Raw genomic sequence first — 22,589 nt, 5'->3', positions numbered from 1 at the left:
CAGGTCTCAGACCTGAAAGCCGGGATCAATCTCGGCCATGGCCCGCGTCGCACGCTCTCCGAGCTCGGCGTGGGCTTTTCCATGGCTGGCGATCAGACAGCCGGCCTGACGCACATCGCCGGTGTTGTAACTGAGGTCGGTCTGATCGGCATGGGTGAAACGACCACCGGCCGCGAGCAGCACCGCCTCCGGAGCAGCCATGTCCCAATCCTTGGGAGCGCTCTTGCCGGAGAGGGAAACGTAGAGGTCGGTTTCGCCTCTCAAGATCGTGGCCACCTTGAAGCCAACGCTGCCCACGGCTTTGGAACCGCCGAGATTGAGGGAATCAATGAGCTTGACCAAACGGTCGTCGCGGTGGCTGCGGCTGGCCACCAGGATCAGATCTGAAACCTCAGTTCTGTGGCTGAAGCGAACCGGCGACCGCTCACCCTGACGGTCTTCACACCAGGCACCCTCACCAACGATGCCGATCCAAAGTTCATTGGCTTCCGGCAGAAGCACAACTCCGATCACCGGCCGCTTGTCGCGCACCAGGGCCAGATGAACGGCGTATTCGCCTGTGTCCTGCAGGAAATCCTTGGTGCCATCCAGGGGATCGAGAATCCACAGCCATTCCGCCGGCAGCGGTTGGCCTTCCGTTAGCTGCTCCTTGGCGGTCTCCTCGCTGAGCAGCGTCCAGTCGGCCTTGGGGAACGCGGCAGATAGCCCATCCAGCAACCACTTGTTCACGGACAGATCAGCCGCAGATACGGGACCCTCTCCGCCTTCATCGACACTCAAAGCCTTGGGGAAACCATGCGGAGGCTGCTCGCCGCGGGCGTAGGCCCGCAGGATGTCGGCGGCACCCCAACTCAAGCGACGCAGTTCCGTCAGTAGAGCCTCCTTGTCAACGCCAGCGGGGAGGTCGGCAGAGCTGGGCATCATGATCATCAGAGGCGCTCGCCATTTTGATGCAGCGGGATGAACCAAGCGGCGGCAGCCTTTATCTGGTGGGCACTCCCATTGGTCATCTGGGGGACCTGTCACCACGAGCCCGCGACTTGCTCCGCAGCGTGGATGTGATCGCCTGTGAAGACACCCGGCACAGCGGACAGCTGCTCAGCAGCCTTGGAGCGGGCGGCCGCAAGCTGTCCTTTCATCAGCACAACACCCGCACCCGCGTGCCACAACTGCTGGATCTGCTGGCGGAGGGTCAAAGCCTGGCGGTGATCAGTGATGCCGGGCTGCCGGGCATCAGCGACCCCGGTGAAGAGCTGGTGGCAGCAGCGCACCAGGCCGGACATCCAGTGATCTGCATCCCTGGCCCCTGTGCAGCCACCACTGCTCTAGTGAGCAGCGGCCTGCCCAGCGGACGATTCTGCTTCGAAGGATTTCTGCCGGCCAAAGGCAAGGAACGGCGGACCCGCCTGGACGCCATCAGCCATGAACCCCGCACAACGGTGCTGTACGAAGCGCCGCACCGCCTAATCACGTTACTCGAGGAACTCCAGCACCACTGCGGAGGAGACCGTCCTCTGCAGGTGGCACGGGAACTGACCAAACGCCATGAAGAGCAGGTGGGGGCGACGGTGGATAGTGCCCTGATGCACTTTCAGCAGCACCCGCCTCAAGGGGAATGCACGGTTGTGCTGGGGGGAGCACCATCGCAGGACGTGGAAGAACCCAACGACGAGGATCTACTCAGGCAGCTGCAAGCGTTGCAGGAAAATGGGGCAAGCCCCAGCGACGCTGCCCGGCAACTGGCCCAGACCACAGGTCTGTCCAGACGACGCCTGTATGCCCTCTTGCACCAGGGCACGTCAAACTGAGCCCGTCGACGGTTGTGCTGTGTTGATTCGCCTGCGTCTTCTGCTAATCAGCTTTGGCGGTGGCCTGTTGCTGCTGCTGCTGCTCTGCCTTGGAGCCCAGAACCTTCAGGATCGCCAGACGCTCCAACTTGGGGGGCAGCGATCGGTGCCTCTTCCCACGGGTTTTCTCGTGGGGATTGCGATGGTGATCGGCGTAATCAGCGGCGGAACCGCGACGGCCATTTTGCTTCCCGATCAGCGCGATCGCTTCGATTGAAGCAATCAACTGCGGGGCTCAGGCATCCAGCGCAATTAAGGTTCCGTCCAACACCAGTCGTGTAATGCCCCGGGCCAGCAGGTAACTGCTAGTGCGCTGAAACACAGCCGTGTCGGGAACCTTGATCACCCGCTGACTCCGCCCGCACTGGCGCTTGGCCGCGCGGGGGCTGGCAAACAGGCACAACCCCTGCCGTTCCTGCTCGACATCGTCGAGGAGGCCCAACTCAGGGAACTCCTTGAGGGGGCGCGCATCCAGCTCGACCACCTTGTCGACCAACAGGTAAGCGCTGTCCGGCAGCAGGTCAACACTGAACGGTTGTGCTTGATTCAGTGGGCGATCACTGAGATTTCCCACCCCAAGCAGGGGAACAAGCTCCGTGAACGTTTCAACACTGCCGTTGTCATCGTCTTCGGAGAGCTCTTCCTCAGGGTCCTCACAGAAGTCATCCGCGTCATCCAGGGCCAGGCTGCTGTCGTCCTTCTGAAGGGAGTCAGCCTCTGGTTCTTCCGCCTGAGTGACGGTTGGCGGGGGAGGGGTGGCCAACCCTTTTTGCCTGCTGGCCTTCAGCGCGGCATAAGCATCAGCTGGCAACAGTGCTTTCACCGTGCGACTTACGGTGTTGGGGCTGCAGCCAAAGGCCTCAGCCAAAGCTGATGTTGACTCGCCGGCCTTGTAACGACCGACCAGATCCTGTTTCTCGCTGTCGCTAAGACGACGCGGGGCCATGGATGCCGATCAAGAGCCCAACACTTTAGGTGGCGCAAGGCTTCCAAATCCAGCCTGCCTCGAAGCAGCCTGCCAAGATGTGGGCGCTTGCTCCCTTAGCTCAGCTGGATAGAGCAACTGCCTTCTAAGCAGTCGGTCGATGGTTCGAATCCATCAGGGGGCGTCCAGTTTTAACAAGGGTTCTCAGGGTTTCCTGGGGCCCTTTTTCGCTAATTGATACTCAGCGTGCGCATAAACGTGCGCAAAAGTCTGAGCGTTAAAAAGCTCAAAAGCTGGCTGGTCCAGCGGCTTTCACTGGTTGATGGGCCATGGCAAGAGCCACGTCAGCAGAGTCCGCCGAGCGAGTCGACCAGCTCCAGGGAATGATCCTGGCGGGGCAGGCCAACACCGCTTGTCTCACCTATGCGCGACAAACATGGGGGGTGTCCCGGTCTCAGGGCTACCGGCTACTGAAGAAGGCGTGGGTCCAGATCAAGGACGACATCGATGAGAGCGGCATCGACCGGCAGGAGCTGCTGTCGTGGTCAATCCAAACGCTGATGGCCGCAGCTGGGCAGGCAATGCAGCAGAAGAACCCGGGCGCTGTGGTGTCCTGCATCCGCCAGCTCGACCACATGACCGGCACCGGATACACCTCCCACCGCGGCCACCTACGGCGCTAAATCGAATGATGGCCCTGGGCGCTGACCAGAAAGGATTCCGCGGTCACTCGAACCACCAGTACCGACGCCTCTGACTCAATACACCACACACGCTTGGAGTTGCTCCCGCAGTGTGGTGTGGTCGATGTCGCGGCCGATCAGCACCAATTGATTTTTCCGATCACCGGTCCAGTCGGTGTCGTCGATGGAAAAGCGTTTGCCTGCCAGATGGAACACATGGCGGCGTTCGCTTTCGTTGAACCAGAGGATTCCCTTGGCCCGGAACACCTCCTGGGGCATCTGGTTGTCGAGGAAGTTCTGGAACTTGCGTAGGGAGAAGGGGCCATCACTTTGGAAGGACACGGAGGTGAATCCCTCGATGTCCTGATGGTCACCGTGCTCATGGCTGTGGTGATGATGTCCGTGGTCATGACCGTCCCCATGGCTGTGGCCGTGACCGTGCCCATGGCTGTGATCGTGCTCATGGTCATGGCTGCAGTGGCCATGGTCGTGGTCGCAGTCGCTGTGATCCAGGCTCGGATCGTCGGCGGGAGAACTCACCTTGTCGGATTCGAACAGTCCAACGCTGAGCAACAGGGCAAGAGGCACCTCCCCTTTCACCGACCGCAGGATCCGCGCATCGTTCTTGACGGCTCTGAGTTGCTGTTCGACGCTCTCAAGCCGCTCCTCTGAGACGAGGTCGCACTTGTTCAGCAGCAGGATGTCGCCATAAATAACCTGGGCCCGGCCAACTTCCGTGTCCAGAACGACGTCGTCGAAGTTTTCTGCATCGATCAAGGTGATGATCGAATCGAGGCGGGTTTGGTCCCGCAGCTCACTGCCAAGGAAGGTCATCGCAACTGGCAGGGGATCGGCCAGACCGGTGGTTTCGACGACGATGTAATCGAGTGGTTCTGGGCGTTCAATCACCCGTTCCACCGCCTCCATCAGCTCGTCGTTGATTGAGCAGCAGATGCAACCGTTGCTCAGCTCCACCATGTCTTCATCGGTGGTGACGACCAGATCGTTGTCGATTCCGATTTCACCGAACTCATTCACCAGCACCGCGGTCTTCACCCCCTGCTGATTGCTCAGGATGTGATTCAGCAGCGTGGTTTTTCCCGCTCCGAGAAAGCCGCTGAGAATGGTGACGGGGACGTTGGCAGTGGCGGGTGTAGTGGTCATTGGGTCAGAAAAAATACAGAGGTGATTTCTGAGATCAAAGGTTGTGAAATGACTTTTTCGTGATCAGGAGAGCAACTCACTCAGCAGTTGTTGCGACTAAACATCTCGAGACATGGCTGTCAGCCAAAGCCCCGCCCCGAAGCGTTGGAAGGTTCTCCCGCAATTCGAAACTCGATGTGATCTGTGGCGGGGTCATAGAGGGTGTAGTGCTTCCCTCCGCCAATGCCGATCACGCTTCGCTTGGGAACAGCCTGCTCACTTTGCTGTTCACCGGCATGGTCTTTGACGTGGGATTGGATGGACCCACCGGAAAGCTCCAGTCGGAACTGACGACGACACCGCGCTGTAAACAGACGGTTCACGTCTAGCCGTGTCAGCCGATCCAGCAGCACCAGGGCTGAAGTGTCTTCCGTCAGCCGGTCGCCGACGTCAGCAGAGCTGCCATGAATCAAAGCGCAGTCGAGTTCGATGAAGCCGAACTGCAGCGATGCCAGCCAGTTGAGATGGTCGGGGTCCACCGCAGCAAGAAGCTCGCCAACCGCCGCCTCGCCCTGCTCGGCTCTGAGGCCTTCAGCCTTCCGTTCGCCGCGGTAACCACACTCCGCCAGAAGTTGCTCTTCCCACCAGCCATAGATGCAGTCGGGCTGAAGATCACCGCGTTTCGGCTGCCTCAAACGCTCGAGCAGTGCATTGCACTTGGGTTGTGATCCGATCAGATCGCCGAGAACGAAGAGATTGGCAACACCCCGTTGTTGCTTCAACTCCTTCTGAATCTGCTCGTACAGATCCAGGTCTCCTTGGAGACCACTCACCAGGGCCCAGCGTTCCATCAGCGCTCACACACGTGGCTGGCGTCTTCAGCCCGCTCGGCATATTCAAAGCCGTGGCTGAGCCTCCAGGCAAACACTTCCGGTAAGCCCGCATCAACGATCGCTCGACAGGTTTTGGCGACGTCGTAGTCGATCTCTCGAATCGTCACCTCTCCGGTGTTGTCGTTATGGATGACGTAAGTGGCTTTAGTGCTTCCATGACGCGGTTCCCCAACGGAACCTGCGTTAACAATCCGCCGCATCGGTAGTTCCATCTCCTGTTCTGTTGGTGCGCCTTGATCGCGTTGTTGCACCTTCACCCGAATGGACCCCTGCCGTAGTTCGCGCACATAGGGCTGATGGGTGTGGCCGCAGAACAACGTTTCCGCCCCTGCTGTTTCCACCCGCTCAAGGGCAGCAAAAGCATTCATGTCGGGTAACAGATATTCGTGCTGACTGTTCGGACTGCCATGCACAAACAGCAGCTTGTCGCGCCGCAGTGTCATTGGAAGTTCAGCCAGAAAGGCCTTGTTCTCCTCCGTCAGCAGATCGGCTGTCCAGTGATGGGCGCGATGGCCTCGTCGTTCCGCCAGCTGGGAGGGATAGCTGCATTCACAGGCATTCAGACCGTCAATGATGTCCTCGTCCCAGCAGCCCTGGCAGGTGGGAATCTCGCGCTGACGCACCAGTTCCACCACTTCATTGGGCTGGGGTCCGTAGCCCACAAGATCGCCGAGGCAGGTAATGGTTTGGATGCCCTGGGAGTCGATGTCGTCGAGCACGGCCTCCACGGCGGCAAGGTTGGCGTGCAAACAGGAGATGACGGCGTGGTTCATGTCAATCAGCCTTGCGATGTGGGTTGTTGTTGCTGGAGCTGTTGTTGCTGCATGGCGAGCACGTCATCCGCGAGCAAGCAGTCGTTGATGGTGGCTTGAATGCCTTCAGGGTTGAGTGCCTTGCCTTGAACAACAAGCTCTGAGGTTCGACTGGGGCGACCCTGCGGCGGTGCCGTGGCATCCAGGGGAAGGAACTGGGATGACTCCTGGCTCACCATCCAATTGCAGAAAAATGCCCGCCCGTCAGGAAGATTCATTAGGCCTTTGGCGCGGTACACATCGCCGTAGGCACCGTTGACGAGTTCAAACCAAAAGCTGCTCAAGCTGTTGGGATCCCAGACAGAACCGGCAAGTGAGGTGTGCCAGGCCTCGAGCTTGCTGAACTCCAGGGTGTCCTTTGCAGGCAATTCAGGGTCTCGCCCGAAGTGCAGGAGTTGGTCGGGGTGCAGCTGCAAGGCCTCCAGCTTGGAACGAACGTCGTCTCCGAGCCCTTCAACTCCTTCCTTGCTGGGGGGATGGAACTGCTGCACTTCGATCAGGGTCAGCGCATCGTTGTCCTGCTTCAGATCCGTTGCGTTGGATGTTGCCGGTTCCTCAAGCCTTGGCACCTGGTCCTTGAGCCAGGTCAGGTCGATTCCGCTGTCTTCTCCCTGTTCAAGCCCCGCTGCCTTCTCTCCCTCCAGCCGCAGGTAGGCGCAGGGGCCTTGATGCTGCTGAAGCCTTTGGAGCGCCCAAGTTGTTTTCCCGCACCCCGGAGGGCCTGAAATCAGGCACACCTGGCCCATCGCGACCTCCTCGACATCCGAGAATCATTCTCATTATTAGCCTCCGTCGCTGCCCTGTCTCGTCCCCATAGAAGTTTGGTGTCGCTTGCTATGAGCGTTGCTTGCATCTTCCGCTAGGTGTTCTGTCTCAGCAAGTTGGTCAGTTCTCAGAACGAGCAATCGAGGTTGAGCGGGTGGTCAGGGAGAACCTGAACACGGCCAACAACGTCCTGGCCAACTCAGCGCCACGGCTGGCGCAGGAGCTGCTGTCCTGGTCAATCCAAACGTTGATAGCCGCAGCTGGGCAGGCAATGCAGCAGAAGAACCCCGGCGCTCTGGTGGCCTGCATCCGGCAGCTCGATCACATGACCGGCACCGGATACAACTACCACCGCGGTTACGGCATCAACACGCATGCCGAAACCAAGATCACCGGCAGCCCCGAAGTGTTCCGCTTCTGAATCTTTCTGGAATCTCTTCCTAGAGGGCATGGTCAGGGAGCTTCGATAGTCAGGCGAATTGGATCAACCCAGTTTTTACTGGGTTAATGCCATCAACTAGCACTTGAGTTGCTCGAACTGCTTCGAGATGCTGCTGTGTGTTGACGATCGAGTGACGCACCCTTTTTTGGGTTCGGAGTACGTGTTGGAGCAGCTCGCGCCAACGGCCCTGATCTCTTCAAGCTATGGCTATAGATACATTGCTTTTTGGCGCATCACCATTTGCTTTTTCTAAGCTTGTTAAATAAGTCGTCAGTACTGTCAATAGACTTCCCATAATGAGAGAGCATTATGGTCGTTTCCTTGTCATTATAATTGCAAACAATCACCGCTATTGTCTTGAAGTCTTTGGTCCAGCCGTTCACAAAGCCATAAGTTCCCTTGTCATTCATATCACTACCCATGTCTGAGGATAATCCGTTCTTGATGAGAACTGAATTAGCATTTAGCATGCACTTATTTACTGTTTTAGAGCCAAATGTGTAATTATATTCCGACCACCTAATCCATGGCGCGTCCTGATGGTGGGCAAGTCCTGGGCTAATACCCCTCAGGAGTACAAGTCCAAGTGCGAGAAGAAAGCCACGCATATTTTGACAAAGCAACAGCACATGCAATATGCCCACAAATCCAGTTTTCGGCCATAGCCGATAGTGGCGCTGATCTCTAAAAGCGGTTGTTGAGACCACAAAGACATATCGATTTTTTGGGGCTGAACCATGGCCAGAACTAGCAGAGCTGAACGCCACAGAAGCCATGAATCAGCGGTGGCTCTAGTCAGCCAGGGAAAGGGGTTCAGCGATGTCGTGACCGCACAGATGTCTCAATGTGAGTGCTCACGTTCATCTGCCCAGCGGGACTGTCGTTGGGCGCATGATCAGCTGCAACTGAGCATTGATTCACACGATGCTCAGCATCTGATGGTCCACATGGCGACAAGCCTTCAACGTATTTCTCTCAAGGCTGAGGAGGGCAAGAGGGCTATTTATTTGGAGGCGGACCCCTATGGGTTGACGTCTCTGCGTGAGCACGTCCAAAAACACAGGGCGTGTCGGTTTGATTCACCATTGTGGCAAGCGCCGTCGTGGACTGAAGCTGCGAATGGATATTTGGACCTGCCGCAGTGAGGACCACCTCTGTGGAGCGCACTCCAGTGGACAACGCTGCGGAACATCATTGAGCTGGCTGAGGACAGTTAACCAGATGGGGGGAGAAAACTCGTCCCAAAAATCCCTCGGCTGGGGGAGTTGAGACTCCCAGCTGGAAAGGAGATGCTCAAGCAGACTATGTTTTTTTTTGAAAATAATAGATAAACTTATGCAATGAATAGACTTCAGCTGCAACCAACAACATGAATTTCCACTTCTTTGCCACCGTCCATCACTGGTCATGGAGTCGCTTCAAAAAAGGAAACTTCGTCGAAGATGAAAGCTATGAGTGGAGAGACGCAGTTCTGGACCGTAGGCTGGGGGTAAGAATACGCGAAACAAAATACTTCATTTTCTTTAGAGAGATTCGATACAAACAAAGAGAGCATAATTATTGGATCGAAAAGGCTGGTGGATGGAGAATTAAAATACCTTTTTGCAAAACATATGAGCAGACAAGGATTGGCAACTGGATGCTGCTTGATTTGCCTTTATTGATATTTGCTATTTGGCTTATGTTTTCATATTCCTGATCTCTGAGCCCCCTCCAACCAGATAGATGCCGCAATAACCAAAAGCAGGAGAAGGTTTTTCATTTGCTTCTTAGCGGAACTCCCAGGTCACAAGGATTGCCATAGAGGTGAGCACAAGGAAAACGAACCAGTTCCCACCGGCCCCGAAAGCGAAGATCGCCGCGATGACCGTCGCACTAAGAGCGACCTTTAGGCGGTCATCCATCCTCTGAACTGCGATCTCGCCGATACCGATCAGGGCTGAAAAACCAAATGATCAGCCGGGTGGTGAACCAGGCGAGCAAGAAGCCCAAAACTATCGGGACAAACGCCTCCACAACAAGTATTCAGAGAACATCAGCAGGAGCTGGATGCCCTCAATATGCCGTGCTGATCAAGGGCTGAAGAGCGACCGTTAACGGTCAGTCGCGAACTGATTCGTCCTTGTCGTTGGGGGCCTCGACTTGGGGCTCAGGCTTGGCTGCTGACTTTGAAGCCAGAGAAGCCTCAAGACGCTGCAGCTGCGCTTCACGCAGTGCGGCGGAGATGCTGAGGGTGTGGTCAGTCATCGATTGGCGTTTCCAAAAGCGGAGGCGCTGGACCTGATGCTGCTGAAAGGGGGCCTACAGATCTGAGAACTCGTAAAACATAGGGAACCCTCCGCAGCTGACCAGAGAGCATTAATACCTAGGGTCAGCAACCCCTGACTGCTCAAACTCTTGGACAGATGTGGGGGTGACGCCGCCCCCTGAGTCAATGCGCCAGTCAGCTCATGTATTCAGCTAGACAGTTGAGCCAGAACTGAGTCACTTCGGGAGGGGCCAAGTCCAGCTTCAGAACGACTTGATTTGCGTCGAGGCCGGGTTGCGGGGGGAACTGCACCCGGCTTTTTCATGCCGCGACAGCGGGACCTGTTTCCATTTGGTGCACTGGCTTCCAGTTGAGGCAGCCGTGAGTGAGGTGTTGACCTTGCTCCAGCAACGCCTCCATCAGGGCGCAGCCAACGCAGGTGTGGCAGTGAGCATCGATTCCGTAGGAGGACCACGCGCACGACATGCAGACCTTCTCGCTGTACTGCCGCTGGATCACACGGTCGTCAGCGTGGCCCCCTTCCTCCATTGATTCCATGACGCGAACTTGAGTACACCTGGATTATTTCTGGTGAGTTGGTGTCGTCGATAGAAGCTCTGGCGCACTGATGAGTGCACAACAGCGGTGTCTGCCGTTGCTTGTTGCAGCTGTGGTTTCTGTTTTGGGCTGTATGACTAACTGCACGAGTAGCAGGGGGTCAGGAGTTCGAGTCTCCTTGGCTCCATTCTTCAAAAAAACTAGTCCAGCACTAGTATTTAAGCGATCCACATGGGCCGCCTTTTTGATACCAGAACGCTAAGTATCACTTTTGATGCGTAAAGTGATGCGCAAAATCTTGGAGTGAGGACGTTGAGCGGTGCTAGTGCCAAAAATGCGGTTGAGGTCCATGGAGATCCTGGTCCGACTGATCACCGTCTGAGCGCAAACGCCAGTCACATAGTCGAGATAATACGGCGATTGCGTGTTATGACGGGGAGAGCCTCAAGAATCAAAGTCCGCAAGAATGACGAATCTTCTTTTGGCTAAAAGCTTTACTATTGTAGCTTTATTTCTAAGTCTTGCGGAAACAAGATCTGGATACGCGGGTGCCAACCGACTGGCCTTGAATTGCGAAGAACAACAAGCAATAAAATTAGAATATAGCGCCAAGTGGGACAAGGCAGGTAAAAAAGCTACACTTAAAATAATTGAGAAAGAACAAGAATTTTCCGCCCCATTTAGCCTTCTCGTTGACTTCAAACGCAAACAAGCGCTGTATTCAGAAGAGGGTGCATATTTCGTGATGGACATCGCAGCTAGCAACGCCAACCAAATAAACTTATTCTTTTCCAAGAATGACGAATTAGGCTCAGAATTAATGCACGTAGACCTGAACAGAAACACGCTAAGCTTTAAAAGCAAATACATTCTTGACTGGGATACAATTAGCGCTTGGGATCGCAAAGGTCAATGCCGTAGCGTAAGTGAGTCCGAAATGAATTATCAGAAAAGGGTATTTCCTGAAATTGACTAACGCCTATACAATCATTTTTCAAGTTAAAGTCAGACACAATCTAGGACTTCGCTGTCAATACTTAACATGCTCATTAATTTCCATCTGGCGCTCACCCTCAGGCATGCCGACGTACCACCATCAACAGTGTCCGCTTGACTGAACTTCTGGGAGCTACTGATGGAGGCCAATGCCATGCGCAAGCTGCGCTCTGACGGCTACGCCTGATCCCAATGGCATGGGAAGCACTCTCAAGTAAGCCTGCAACCGCCCTGAACTCAGTTGAGCTTCAGCACATGGTGGGTTGGCTACGTAATATCAACTCCTGGCGGCCAAAGCTGAACGCGATGGTCAGTACATGGCAGCCTGCGGATGCTTCAATTCCTTAAGGGTGATGTTGCTGCAACCGCAGCTTGACCGGCAATTTGAAGCGCACTTCCGTGGTCGCTGAGTTGAAGTGGTCAAAATATTTCTTGCACTAATTAGAAATATATATGCCACTATTATTCAATTTAAAGAGCAAATTACTGCAAGCATTAAACCCAAAAAACTTTTCGACAAGGTCGCAGACTAATACCACGGCTGGCAGCAACATACCCGCTACTGAAAAAGCAAGGATTGCAAGAATAAGAACAATTAGAAGTGATCGTAAAAGCCTTTTCAATAAGCGTTTTGGCATCATAATATGTTAGAGATAGTTTCAACTATTACTCATTGTAGCCCTTAACTTCTCTTTGTCTACAAAGCCAATGGCATGCCCTGGACTTCTTCGGCCAAAAAAGCGTTGCCGGAATTGCCTGCCCTAATAGGTCAGGCGAATGCAGCAGCCGCAACTGAATGCTCAGTTCACTGTTCACTTCCGTGGCCGCGACATAACCACAGGCTGCCCTAAGACAAGAACCTTAAAGATAGCGATTAACGCTAGATATTTTCACCGCTTCCATTCAATCCAAAAGACTTCAACAGTCATCAAACTTCTTCTTATTTTGCTCTGCCATACTTGGGTTTGCCTCGGCCTAGGCCTTCATCGCAGGATTTGAGTCAAGATATGTACTCCAGCAATTGCCTTTAGGCTCTGCAGCCACTTGTGGAGTGCCAAGCGCGGATTCAGCCTGAGCATCACCTTCGAGAGTTCCAAATGACGCTGGACCTCCCATGGCCTCTGCAGCCATTATTTCTTTTATAGTCCTAGTCTGATCCATGCCTAGCCTGGTCAACATTTGCATTTCATTTATAAATCTCTTGACTGACTTATCATTCTTAAATCAAACATTTAAAGTCGTTTTCTTGCCATTATTGTCATAGCCATTCACTATGAAATTAAAGTCATGGTTTTTAGCCATGAAGCCAAGCAGTCCAAGCGGGTCAAACAGGATGGTTGTTGCAACTCCAGTTCCCACAGACATTTTGCTATCGCCGCCTCCGCCCCAATCAGTAACTCTTAGGGGCTAAATTGAGCCAAATGGCAACCTTGTTTCAGAAGCGCTGAGATACACCATGCACTTGGTTCCTCCGCACAAAGCTTCATAGGTTCCGGCAACTGCAGAGGCACCAGACGCGACAACAACGCCAGCTGCGATGGATGTTAAAAGTATTTATTCATAGAAAACAAGCCTCTAGTTATGATCTTATTATGGCGGGAGCTGCATACGTGCAGGGACTGTCTTCCCAGTCATTCACACCTGGTACAAGTGATGGCGCCCAGGTGCACAAGGCGCCGCCATGTCTGACCACCGCCTCATCGACCCAGCCTGCGCTGAAGCTCAAGCCAACGCTCGGGTGTGGGCTCATAACGGCTGGGCCGTTGTTGTCCGTTTGTGTAGCTGCCTGAGACACAGTTGGTTCCCATTGCGTTGCGTGGCTAGTGATGGATTGAGCGAGATGGCCGAGGGAACGGCGGTCTTGGCTCGGGGGATCTACTGACGGCTGACTAGATCCCCTATCTGGAATTCGGTATTAGGTGAGTCGCTTTAGCCGTGATGAGGGCGGTTACGACTGAATTGCACACCGGTAGTGAGAGAGCTGCGTGTGCGGCGGAGCCACCATCGCTCGGGGCTCCGCTCATCTCCGCATAGGGCGGGGAGAGGAGCCGAGGCGGCAGAGCCACACCCCATGCACCCGTGGCTCCGCTTGTCTCGAAATAGTGGGGGGGTCTCCAGGGCGCAGGGCTAGAAGCTCGTAAGGAGGGCCTGGTCTCAGATCAAGGACAACATCGACGAGACGGGCATTGATCGGCAGGAGCTGCTGAGCTGGTGAATTCAGACGTTGATGGCTGCGGCTGGGCAGGCGATACAACAGTGGAACCCGGGAGCCGTGGTCAGCGCCCTCCGCTAGCTAGATCAAATGACTGGCACTGGGTACAACTCCCACCGCGGTGATGGCGTACGCCGTTGATGTGCGTCACTTATCAAGCTGACGACAGAACGGAGTGCAACAGAAGAAGTCCAAGCTTTTAGAGCCGATGCCGAGGGGAGGTGATGGGCTGTAACAGTCGCGGCCTCTTCGTACTTTTCGGCCCATGAAACTCAGCCAAAACCACTCATAATTCGACGCAAGGATTGATAGTTGCCTCACAGGGTGTCGCTGGACGATCGGCTCTATCAAAGTTGGTTGCTCCAACTGCAGACCTGGGCAGCAGATGGGCGCCTCTTCTCAGCAGGCGTTGATGCCCTACGGCTGAAGCCAGGCCAAGCGACGGACCAGCTGAAGCGCATCGCCACTCGGCTCGCGAAGGGCGAAACGCAAGATCTTCCGCCTGTTGAGCTGCTACCGGGCAGCGCCATGCCTGGCGCCGCTGGAGCTTTTGCGCATGCGACTGGGACGATTTACGTCAATCAGGACTGGCTTCAGGCAAGTAATCCCAAGGACATCGCCAATCTCCTCACGGAAGAATATGGTCATTATTTAGACAACCAGCTCAACAAAACTGATACAGCAGGCGATGAAGGCGCTGCATTCGCGGAACAACTTCTTGGCGCTGCCAACAATAGCTTGCAAAGCTACAAAAACAATCATTTTCATAAAGAAGACGACCATGGCTATATCAATATTAACGGAAATCAACTTGAAGCAGAATTTCAAAATTTCTATGGCACAGATGGTGCCGATAATTTCAACGGAACAGGGTCCTCTGACACCATGTATGGGTATGGTGGCGCCGATTTCCTAAAAGGTGGAGGAGGTTCAGATTACATCTACGGCGGTGGTGGTGCTGACAAGATCCGTGGCAAATGGTCAGGGGATTTAGAAGAAGGTAGCGGCGCCTTCAATTACTTATTTGGCGGCGAAGGAGACGACATTATCTGGGGAGCCAGCAAAAAAGATATTATGCGTGGCGATGGTAATCAAAGCGGTCAAGAATCCTCAGACAACGAAGGCAATGACGTTCTCAAGGGAAATGGCGGAAATGATTTACTAACAGGTGGCAAAGGCCACGATCGCCTTGATGGCGGAGGCGGCAAAAATATATTTGATGGGGGACCAGGGGCAGACATTATTTGGGGAGGAGGATATAGCAGAGAAGACGTATATCAACATGATGGCGACTCAGTCATCTGGACAGACGCAGGAAACCTGGGCAGCAGCGCGACGCTAATCAACGACGAAACAATAACTTTTGGGAACGGCGTAGATGTTATTTATAACTTTAGCCATACATATTACAACCTTTATCTACCCAACAATTCGTTCAACTTATTAAGCAGCGGAGACGCCTTAACTGGCCTAACCATTGGCCAAAACTATTTCATTCAAGGCAGCTGGTCTAAATCTGGATTCTCAAATCACAGCTCGAGCTATGACTCTAATGATTACTCTGGCTCATTTACCACCGGAGAAAGCACAAGTTCAGATCAAGACTACAGCTTTTTAGCCCTTTATAACGCACAGTCAACAGACTTTTTCAACACAAACAACACCAACTTTCTTGTTCTCAAATTCAATTACAACCGAGCCCATCCAACCGACATGGTTGCAGATATTGGCAGCACCAATCCTCTGAATGGGCAAAAAATACTGATCAATGGGCCCAACGGCAATGCAGGTGATAGCAGCACATCCTTTTCCTTAGCTGAAAACAATTCGGCTGTACATACATTCTCCAATACCGGCAGTGTTCCTGGCACAAAATCGATTTTTTGGTCACTAGCAGGAGGTGCAGATAAATCACTCTTTTCAATCAATGAATCGACTGGGGCACTTTCATTTGACACAGCTCCCATATATGGAAACAACACCGATGCCAACTCTGACGGGACTTACGAGGTTGACGTTATGGCAACTCTCGGCAACACCGGCTCTACTACGAGTGAACGTTCAATCGAACTGGGTAGCGTTAATACGTGGCAGTCCGTTTCCATCACGATTACTGATGCCACCGCTCCAACCGTTCAATCCGTCAGCAGTTCCACCGCTGATGGCACCTACAAAGCCGGCGACGTCATCAACATCAACGTCCTCTTCTCTGAGGCCGTCACCGTCAACACCACTGGCGGCACTCCACAACTCACCCTTGAAACCGGTTCTACAGACCAGACCGTCTCCTATTCCTCTGGCTCCGGCACCAACACACTCGCTTTCTCCTACACCGTCCAAAACGGCGATACCTCCGCCGACCTCAACTACAAAGCCACCTCCTCTCTCGCACTCAACGGCGCCACCATCCGAGACGCCGCTGGCAACAACGCCACCCTCACACTCCCCGCCCTTGCCAGCAGCGATTCCCTCGCCGGCAACAGCGCACTCGTTATCGACGGCTCTGCTCCAACCGTTCAATCCGTCAGCAGTTCCACCGCTGATGGCACCTACAAAGCCGGCGACGTCATCAACATCAACGTCCTCTTCTCTGAGGCCGTCACCGTCAACACCACTGGCGGCACTCCACAACTCACCCTTGAAACCGGTTCTACAGACCAGACCGTCTCCTATTCCTCTGGCTCCGGCACCAACACACTCGCTTTCTCCTACACCGTCCAAAACGGCGATACCTCCGCCGACCTCAACTACAAAGCCACCTCCTCTCTCGCACTCAACGGCGCCACCATCCGAGACGCCGCTGGCAACAACGCCACCCTCACACTCCCCGCCCTTGCCAGCAGCGATTCCCTCGCCGGCAACAGCGCACTCGTTATCGACGGCTCTGCTCCAACCATTGCCGTTAGCTCTGATGTTTCCTCTTTAAGAGCTGGCGAAACCGCTTCCCTCACCTTCACCCTTTCAGACGCTGCCACAGATTTCGTAGAGACCGATATCGCCGTTTCCGGTGGATCACTCTCCAATTGGACCGCTGTTTCCAGCACCGTCTACACCGCCACCTTCACACCTACTGACAACAGCACCGCAGATGGTGTGATCTCTGTCGCCAGTACAAAGTTTTCTGATTCAGCCGGCAATACCAACAATGACGGCTCCGATGCCAACAATTCCGTCACTTTTAGCGTCGACAGCGTCAGACCCACCATCGCTGTCAGCTCTGATGTTTCCTCTTTAAGAGCTGGCGAAACCGCTTCCCTCACCTTCACCCTTTCAGACGCTGCCACAGATTTCGTAGAGACCGATATCGCCGTTTCCGGTGGATCACTCTCCAATTGGACCGCTGTTTCCAGCACCGTCTACACCGCCACCTTCACACCTACTGACAACAGCACCGCAGATGGTGTGATCTCTGTCGCCAGTACAAAGTTTTCTGATTCAGCCGGCAATACCAACAATGACGGCTCCGATGCCAACAATTCCGTCACTTTTAGCGTCGACAGCGTCAGACCCACCATCGCTGTCAGCTCTGATGTTTCCTCTTTAAGAGCTGGCGAAACCGCTTCCCTCACCTTCACCCTTTCAGACGCTGCCACAGATTTCGTAGAGACCGATATCGCCGTTTCCGGTGGATCACTCTCCAATTGGACCGCTGTTTCCAGCACCGTCTACACCGCCACCTTCACACCTACTGACAACAGCACCGCAGATGGTGTGATCTCTGTCGCCAGTACAAAGTTTTCTGATTCAGCCGGCAATACCAACAATGACGGCTCCGATGCCAACAATTCCGTCACTTTTAGCGTCGACAGCGTCAGACCCACCATCGCTGTCAGCTCTGATGTTTCCTCTTTAAGAGCTGGCGAAACCGCTTCCCTCACCTTCACCCTTTCAGACGCTGCCACAGATTTCGTAGAGACCGATATCGCCGTTTCCGGTGGATCACTCTCCAATTGGACCGCTGTTTCCAGCACCGTCTACACCGCCACCTTCACACCTACTGACAACAGCACCGCAGATGGTGTGATCTCTGTCGCCAGTACAAAGTTTTCTGATTCAGCCGGCAATACCAACAATGACGGCTCCGATGCCAACAATTCCGTTACCTTCACTGTTGATACAACAACAGCTGATACCACCCCTCCCACCATCGCCATAACTCATGACGATGCCGACAACTCCCTGGGCGCAGGCGATACATCCACCCTCACCTTCACCCTTTCAGACGCTGCCACAGATTTCGTAGAGACCGATATCGCCGTTTCCGGTGGATCACTCTCCAATTGGACCGCTGTTTCCAGCACCGTCTACACCGCCACCTTCACACCTACTGACAACAGCACCGCAGATGGTGTGATCTCTGTCGCCAGTACAAAGTTTTCTGATTCAGCCGGCAATACCAACAATGACGGCTCCGATGCCAACAATTCCGTCACTTTTAGCGTCGACAGCGTCAGACCCACCATCGCTGTCAGCTCTGATGTTTCCTCTTTAAGAGCTGGCGAAACCGCTTCCCTCACCTTCACCCTTTCAGACGCTGCCACAGATTTCGTAGAGACCGATATCGCCGTTTCCGGTGGATCACTCTCCAATTGGACCGCTGTTTCCAGCACCGTCTACACCGCCACCTTCACACCTACTGACAACAGCACCGCAGATGGTGTGATCTCTGTCGCCAGTACAAAGTTTTCTGATTCAGCCGGCAATACCAACAATGACGGCTCCGATGCCAACAATTCCGTCACTTTTAGCGTCGACAGCGTCAGACCCACCATCGCTGTCAGCTCTGATGTTTCCTCTTTAAGAGCTGGCGAAACCGCTTCCCTCACCTTCACCCTTTCAGACGCTGCCACAGATTTCGTAGAGACCGATATCGCCGTTTCCGGTGGATCACTCTCCAATTGGACCGCTGTTTCCAGCACCGTCTACACCGCCACCTTCACACCTACTGACAACAGCACCGCAGATGGTGTGATCTCTGTCGCCAGTACAAAGTTTTCTGATTCAGCCGGCAATACCAACAATGACGGCTCCGATGCCAACAATTCCGTCACTTTTAGCGTCGACAGCGTCAGACCCACCATCGCTGTCAGCTCTGATGTTTCCTCTTTAAGAGCTGGCGAAACCGCTTCCCTCACCTTCACCCTTTCAGACGCTGCCACAGATTTCGTAGAGACCGATATCGCCGTTTCCGGTGGATCACTCTCCAATTGGACCGCTGTTTCCAGCACCGTCTACACCGCCACCTTCACACCTACTGACAACAGCACCGCAGATGGTGTGATCTCTGTCGCCAGTACAAAGTTTTCTGATTCAGCCGGCAATACCAACAATGACGGCTCCGATGCCAACAATTCCGTCACTTTTAGCGTCGACAGCGTCAGACCCACCATCGCTGTCAGCTCTGATGTTTCCTCTTTAAGAGCTGGCGAAACCGCTTCCCTCACCTTCACCCTTTCAGACGCTGCCACAGATTTCGTAGAGGCTGATGTCTCCATAACGGGCGGCAGCCTCTCCAACTTCTACGGTACCGGCAGCTCCTATTCCGCTACGTTTACGCCAAAAGCAGACAGCAGAATAGAGGCTGTCATTGCCGTTGCATCTGGAGCCTTCTCTAATTCAATCGGCAACAGCAACGCCGATGGCAGCGATAGCAATAATTCCGTGACAATCGGTGTCGACACTTTTTTGACTGTTTCGAGGCTATTTAACCCTAAATCAAATTGCCACCTTTCTTCGGCAAATCAATACGAAATCGATAAGCTAACAAGCGAACAGTGGATAAACGAAGGAATTTACTCCACCTCACCGTCAGAAAAAAGCGAAAACATATATAGGTTTTTTAATCCGCACAAGGGCAGCCATTTGTACACCTCCTCGGACTTTGAAAAAGATTCAATCATTGCCTCTAGTGAAGGCGAGTACATTTACGAAGGAGTCGCATTCAAGGCTTACTCACTCGAATACGGAGCAGCAAATGAGAAACTTGAGGTGATTCGCTTCTTCAATACACAGTCAAACACACACATGTATTCATCTTCAGAGGATGAGTGTGAATTACTAAATGAATCGGACCTCTTTGTAAACGAAGGAATTGCTTGGTACACCGACTTTATTTAACAAGCTACATGGGCGGCAACTACAAGAAAGCCTATAAGGTGTTTTCTATGCTCATCCATGAGCAATCATTGATCGGGAACTAAAAACAAAGAAGTGGCATGAGTCACAACAGGAAGCAAGCATTCGAAGCACAGACATGCAAAATAAAAAGAAATTATCCCTCACCAGCAATACTTTTATCGGTTCTTTTAAAGAAAAATAATAACTTGGGGCCAATAGTCGATATATTTATTAATTCCCATCCTTGCGATCCTAAGTGATCTAAACTTTTTTGGAGCTGAACCTCCATCGGCTCACCCTGGCGAACCTCCTTGTATTCCTCTGGAAACTGATCTTGTATAAAGGAAGGACTAAGTGTGCCTTTCAGTTTTTTACTTGCCTCTTCTGGATTTGGCGGCGAAGGGGCGGACTCGATATTGATATTTAGAACAAAATAATTCCATTTTTGATGACTTGATTGACTCATTTTCGAGCTTTTGATTTGTTTTCATTATGCATATGTTTACCCAATATAAGGGGTTCGGGCCACGGCATAGGTCACGACAACCGGTGCCATGGCGATTGAGATCAGTGTTGGGATTGGATCTACGGGCATCGACCATCTGCACATGGAGCAGTTGGTCAGGCCGGTCGGGGGGCCCAGTGAGGGTCTTCCTCCCCAGAACCCCGGGGTTGATGCCTCATGGGGAGTAATTGCGGCTGATGCCCCGTGCTGCAACGGGTCTGCTGACTTCCCGATGGTTTTCCCGTGGGAACTTCGTCGGGAACTTCAGAAACCTCTCTCTCTGACTGAGATCTCTCTGAATTACTTCCCACCAGATAATCAGCCTCTAAGCATTGAATCAGCGCAGGTGCGAGGCCGTAATGACCGCGGCGAGGCTTCACGGGCTGACGGTTGCCCACCATCACTCCAAGCGTGTTGTCGCAGGACATGGCTGCCCAGCAACATCGGGCGGACTTACTACCAGAAACAAGCAGAGACCTACATCGATTCGTTGGCCACGAAGATCGCCAAGCTCCAAAAAGAGATCGAAGACAGAGCCGGTGGCTTGCTTGATGAACGCGATTGTCTGATTCAGCAGCGCCTCTGGCTCAGAAACGAACTCGACACCGCGGGTGCTGGGTGATGACTAATCCATCAGCCAATCAGAATCGTCCACCCAGACTCGATCCCTTCCGCTATTTCGCCTGCGTTTCTTCGGCTTGGCTGGTTCTAAGAGCAAGGGAGGTGGCGGCAGCAAGAACGGCAGGACCGGTATCTCTTGGCTTCTCACTTGATACGGAATCACCTGCAGCCGAATGGGTTCTGCGGCGTGCACTGGCACTGATATCAGCACCAACAACGCCAGCAACGCACTACGCACGTGTCATCTGAACAATGGCCCTCATTCTCGATCACGTCCGCCAGCCCCCTCTCCTCGAAGGTATTCAGGACTGGCCTCGGAGCTGCAGCCGGGAGGAATGGTTTCGCATCAACAGAGCCATCGTTGCCGGTGTCATCGCCGATATGGCTGAGGACCTTGACGACGCAGACCTATCCCTGGTCGAGGAGCACTTCATCTCAGCGGGGTTGCTGTGATGTCACTTGAGCTTGGGGTAGAGGTCTGTTGGCTCCGAAGTCTCGGATGCTTGCTCTGCCTTTCCGAAGGCGTCCTGCGGAACACCTTGTTTTTCAGCCATCAGCCGGATGTAGCGCCGCAGTTTGCGGTCACTGAGAGCGGCTACAGCCACCACGCCAAGGGGGCCAAAAACAAGCCACCAAAGAACCAAGCCACACCGCTATGTCCTTTGTCGTGAGCAATGGCTCCGCAAAAGACGGCGCACGGTATCCAAAGAAAGGCGAAAGAAATCACAGACAGCCCAATCCATCACCAGTCAGTCGTCGCCACCCAGAGGTAGCCATGACCACCCGGACCGAAAACAAGATCCGCGTCCGCAAGGCAGCTGGATGGATCCTGCAGGGGCACTCCGTCAGCCACGTTGTGGCCAGACTGGCCGATCCGAGGGGGTCAGTAGACGTACAGCCCGGCGGATCGCAAGCAAGGCAATGGATCTGGTCCACAAGGACCTTGAGGCAACGAACGTAGAGAACCCTCAAATGGCCATGGTTTTGATCCACAACCTGCAGGAGTGCATGGCCTGCGGGGTGAAATCGAACAACATTGGTGCCGCTGTTGCCACTGCTCGTGAGCTGAGAGCGATGTTGGGCATCGGGGTGCACAACCGGCGTGCACCGCACCACCAATACCGGCGCTAAGGGAGTGGCCTTTTCGTAGGTTGTAGAGCTACGACTGACAACAGGGTTGAAGGCATCACCGCTTGGTCAAGAAGCTCCCCTGCACAGTGTGCGGCAAGACGATCGAACTCTCTGAGGTTGCAGCGAAACACGCGGCTGGCTCAGCTGTTCACGCAGATTGCGTTCCCAAGCTCAAGGCCACTGGTAATGGCTGGTCCTTTAAAGCGATTACTCGCTTTCTGGATCGTGTCCTGAACTAAACCGCCCTCAGAGAATTGAGCGCGATAGTCGGCATCGGGAAGCACAACATGCGCTCGCCTGTTCACGGGAGCCACTACTACCGGCGCTAGCCCAGCCAGGGAGGGCAGCTCAGCCTGAAGTATTCCGTCCCTAGAAGGCGACTGTCCGCATATTCCTTATGCATCCGCTTCTCAACGGCGTGACAGTCATTGAAGAACTGCGCCTTGATCAGGTTGGCTGACACACCAACTCCCAGTTCCTTCAGCCTGCGATCAAAATCTTTTGTCCGGCCAATTTTGCACATGCCGGTGTACACGGCTTGGATGACGTAGACGTAGCCAGCCTTGCTCACATCAGTGTCACTGAAAGGTCGCCAAGGGTCACTGCCGAAACCCTTTCGTTTTCTGGGTGGTAGTGAACTCCCCCAGGGATCGGAAATGTTTGGCACGATCTAAACGGGTTATTGAGCCCC

Annotated in this window: 24 protein-coding genes, 1 tRNA gene and 1 pseudogene; 13 read left to right on the top strand and 13 right to left on the bottom strand. The window is 53.9% G+C overall.

Features of this window, described 5'->3' with window-relative positions:
* Positions 1–6: 6 nt before the first annotated feature.
* A complete protein-coding gene (locus Syncc8109_RS02660) occupies positions 7–924 on the bottom strand; it encodes a 3'(2'),5'-bisphosphate nucleotidase CysQ (RefSeq protein ID WP_025362115.1) in 918 nt (305 codons plus the stop codon).
* Between the two features lie 26 nt (positions 925–950).
* Between Syncc8109_RS02660 and rsmI the strand changes: the two genes are divergently transcribed.
* Both rsmI and Syncc8109_RS02650 read left to right on the top strand, forming a co-directional pair.
* Complete coding sequence (gene rsmI, locus Syncc8109_RS02655) at positions 951–1,808, top strand: 16S rRNA (cytidine(1402)-2'-O)-methyltransferase (RefSeq protein WP_006851023.1); 858 nt, start codon at positions 951–953, stop codon at positions 1,806–1,808.
* A 19-nt stretch (positions 1,809–1,827) separates the two neighbouring features.
* Positions 1,828–2,064 (top strand): hypothetical protein, encoded by a 237-nt coding sequence (locus Syncc8109_RS02650; RefSeq protein ID WP_006851018.1) that lies wholly within the window; start codon positions 1,828–1,830, stop codon positions 2,062–2,064.
* Positions 2,065–2,082: 18 nt separating this feature from the next.
* On the opposite strand, the gene Syncc8109_RS02645 is transcribed toward Syncc8109_RS02650, so the two are convergent.
* Entirely contained in the window at positions 2,083–2,793 is a 711-nt protein-coding gene (locus Syncc8109_RS02645; protein WP_006850369.1) for a helix-turn-helix domain-containing protein, read from the bottom strand.
* A gap of 89 nt (positions 2,794–2,882) precedes the next feature.
* Here Syncc8109_RS02645 and Syncc8109_RS02640 point away from each other — a divergent pair.
* Both Syncc8109_RS02640 and Syncc8109_RS02635 read left to right on the top strand, forming a co-directional pair.
* Positions 2,883–2,956 (top strand) — tRNA-Arg (locus tag Syncc8109_RS02640).
* 145 nt (positions 2,957–3,101) lie between these two features.
* Positions 3,102–3,455, top strand: a complete 354-nt coding sequence (locus Syncc8109_RS02635) for a hypothetical protein (RefSeq protein ID WP_025362113.1) — start codon at positions 3,102–3,104, stop codon at positions 3,453–3,455.
* A gap of 75 nt (positions 3,456–3,530) precedes the next feature.
* Here Syncc8109_RS02635 and Syncc8109_RS02630 read toward each other — a convergent pair whose 3' ends face one another.
* The 4 genes from Syncc8109_RS02630 to Syncc8109_RS02615 form a co-directional block, all read right to left on the bottom strand.
* The gene (locus Syncc8109_RS02630) at positions 3,531–4,619 is read right to left on the bottom strand and encodes a GTP-binding protein (RefSeq protein ID WP_006851784.1); all 1,089 of its coding nucleotides are present in this window, start codon (positions 4,617–4,619) and stop codon (positions 3,531–3,533) included.
* Between the two features lie 119 nt (positions 4,620–4,738).
* Positions 4,739–5,449, bottom strand: a complete 711-nt coding sequence (locus Syncc8109_RS02625; protein ID WP_006851431.1) for a hypothetical protein — start codon at positions 5,447–5,449, stop codon at positions 4,739–4,741.
* Positions 5,449–6,264, bottom strand: coding sequence for a metallophosphoesterase (locus tag Syncc8109_RS02620; RefSeq protein WP_006850263.1), 816 nt, complete (start codon positions 6,262–6,264; stop codon positions 5,449–5,451). Before Syncc8109_RS02620 ends, Syncc8109_RS02625 begins: the two co-directional genes overlap by 1 nt.
* A gap of 5 nt (positions 6,265–6,269) precedes the next feature.
* The gene (locus tag Syncc8109_RS02615; protein ID WP_006851660.1) at positions 6,270–7,049 is read right to left on the bottom strand and encodes a GTP-binding protein; all 780 of its coding nucleotides are present in this window, start codon (positions 7,047–7,049) and stop codon (positions 6,270–6,272) included.
* A 173-nt stretch (positions 7,050–7,222) separates the two neighbouring features.
* Between Syncc8109_RS02615 and Syncc8109_RS02610 the strand changes: the two genes are divergently transcribed.
* Entirely contained in the window at positions 7,223–7,489 is a 267-nt protein-coding gene (locus Syncc8109_RS02610; RefSeq protein ID WP_232202446.1) for a hypothetical protein, read from the top strand.
* A gap of 254 nt (positions 7,490–7,743) precedes the next feature.
* Here Syncc8109_RS02610 and Syncc8109_RS12135 read toward each other — a convergent pair whose 3' ends face one another.
* Positions 7,744–8,286, bottom strand: a complete 543-nt coding sequence (locus Syncc8109_RS12135; RefSeq protein WP_156915475.1) for a hypothetical protein — start codon at positions 8,284–8,286, stop codon at positions 7,744–7,746.
* Between the two features lie 593 nt (positions 8,287–8,879).
* On the opposite strand from Syncc8109_RS12135, the gene Syncc8109_RS02595 reads away from it, so the two are divergent.
* Positions 8,880–9,209, top strand: coding sequence for a hypothetical protein (locus tag Syncc8109_RS02595; RefSeq protein WP_025362109.1), 330 nt, complete (start codon positions 8,880–8,882; stop codon positions 9,207–9,209).
* 401 nt (positions 9,210–9,610) lie between these two features.
* On the opposite strand, the gene Syncc8109_RS12490 is transcribed toward Syncc8109_RS02595, so the two are convergent.
* Entirely contained in the window at positions 9,611–9,757 is a 147-nt protein-coding gene (locus Syncc8109_RS12490; protein WP_006851038.1) for a hypothetical protein, read from the bottom strand.
* 355 nt (positions 9,758–10,112) lie between these two features.
* Between Syncc8109_RS12490 and Syncc8109_RS12130 the strand changes: the two genes are divergently transcribed.
* Positions 10,113–10,310, top strand: coding sequence for a hypothetical protein (locus Syncc8109_RS12130; protein WP_232202445.1), 198 nt, complete (start codon positions 10,113–10,115; stop codon positions 10,308–10,310).
* Between the two features lie 472 nt (positions 10,311–10,782).
* A complete protein-coding gene (locus tag Syncc8109_RS02585) occupies positions 10,783–11,292 on the top strand; it encodes a hypothetical protein (RefSeq protein ID WP_025362107.1) in 510 nt (169 codons plus the stop codon).
* A 2,883-nt stretch (positions 11,293–14,175) separates the two neighbouring features.
* Here the strand turns inward: Syncc8109_RS02585 and Syncc8109_RS13025 are convergent.
* The gene (locus Syncc8109_RS13025) at positions 14,176–14,307 is read right to left on the bottom strand and encodes a hypothetical protein (protein ID WP_255325700.1); all 132 of its coding nucleotides are present in this window, start codon (positions 14,305–14,307) and stop codon (positions 14,176–14,178) included.
* Positions 14,308–14,409: 102 nt separating this feature from the next.
* On the opposite strand from Syncc8109_RS13025, the pseudogene Syncc8109_RS13145 reads away from it, so the two are divergent.
* Positions 14,410–14,694 (top strand): annotated as a pseudogene (locus tag Syncc8109_RS13145) (calcium-binding protein); the annotation flags it as partial.
* Between the two features lie 518 nt (positions 14,695–15,212).
* Here the strand turns inward: Syncc8109_RS13145 and Syncc8109_RS12790 are convergent.
* Complete coding sequence (locus Syncc8109_RS12790) at positions 15,213–15,515, bottom strand: hypothetical protein (protein WP_156915473.1); 303 nt, start codon at positions 15,513–15,515, stop codon at positions 15,213–15,215.
* 28 nt (positions 15,516–15,543) lie between these two features.
* Between Syncc8109_RS12790 and Syncc8109_RS11320 the strand changes: the two genes are divergently transcribed.
* Positions 15,544–19,641 (top strand): Ig-like domain-containing protein, encoded by a 4,098-nt coding sequence (locus Syncc8109_RS11320; RefSeq protein ID WP_156915472.1) that lies wholly within the window; start codon positions 15,544–15,546, stop codon positions 19,639–19,641.
* Positions 19,642–19,795: 154 nt separating this feature from the next.
* Here Syncc8109_RS11320 and Syncc8109_RS12120 read toward each other — a convergent pair whose 3' ends face one another.
* On the bottom strand, positions 19,796–20,107 hold the full coding sequence (locus Syncc8109_RS12120) for a hypothetical protein (RefSeq protein WP_071823042.1): 312 nt from the start codon (positions 20,105–20,107) through the stop codon (positions 19,796–19,798).
* A gap of 529 nt (positions 20,108–20,636) precedes the next feature.
* Here Syncc8109_RS12120 and Syncc8109_RS13020 point away from each other — a divergent pair.
* Positions 20,637–20,768: a hypothetical protein gene (locus Syncc8109_RS13020; protein ID WP_006851965.1), complete on the top strand. Its 132-nt coding sequence runs from the start codon at positions 20,637–20,639 to the stop codon at positions 20,766–20,768.
* 251 nt (positions 20,769–21,019) lie between these two features.
* Positions 21,020–21,220 (top strand): hypothetical protein, encoded by a 201-nt coding sequence (locus tag Syncc8109_RS02575; RefSeq protein WP_006850505.1) that lies wholly within the window; start codon positions 21,020–21,022, stop codon positions 21,218–21,220.
* 2 nt (positions 21,221–21,222) lie between these two features.
* Here Syncc8109_RS02575 and Syncc8109_RS02570 read toward each other — a convergent pair whose 3' ends face one another.
* Entirely contained in the window at positions 21,223–21,411 is a 189-nt protein-coding gene (locus Syncc8109_RS02570; protein ID WP_006851291.1) for a hypothetical protein, read from the bottom strand.
* 328 nt (positions 21,412–21,739) lie between these two features.
* Between Syncc8109_RS02570 and Syncc8109_RS02565 the strand changes: the two genes are divergently transcribed.
* A complete protein-coding gene (locus Syncc8109_RS02565) occupies positions 21,740–21,898 on the top strand; it encodes a hypothetical protein (RefSeq protein ID WP_006850711.1) in 159 nt (52 codons plus the stop codon).
* A 325-nt stretch (positions 21,899–22,223) separates the two neighbouring features.
* Here Syncc8109_RS02565 and Syncc8109_RS02560 read toward each other — a convergent pair whose 3' ends face one another.
* Positions 22,224–22,469 carry a GIY-YIG nuclease family protein gene (locus Syncc8109_RS02560; RefSeq protein WP_006850146.1) on the bottom strand — a complete coding sequence of 82 codons (246 nt, stop codon included), beginning with the start codon at positions 22,467–22,469 and terminating at the stop codon, positions 22,224–22,226.
* Positions 22,470–22,589: the final 120 nt, after the last annotated feature.

It is taken from the genome of Synechococcus sp. WH 8109, assembly GCF_000161795.2.
GTDB lineage: Bacteria > Cyanobacteriota > Cyanobacteriia > PCC-6307 > Cyanobiaceae > Parasynechococcus.
The sequence above is the reverse complement of the archived record's forward strand: the minus strand, read 5'-3'. Positions and strand labels throughout refer to the sequence as shown.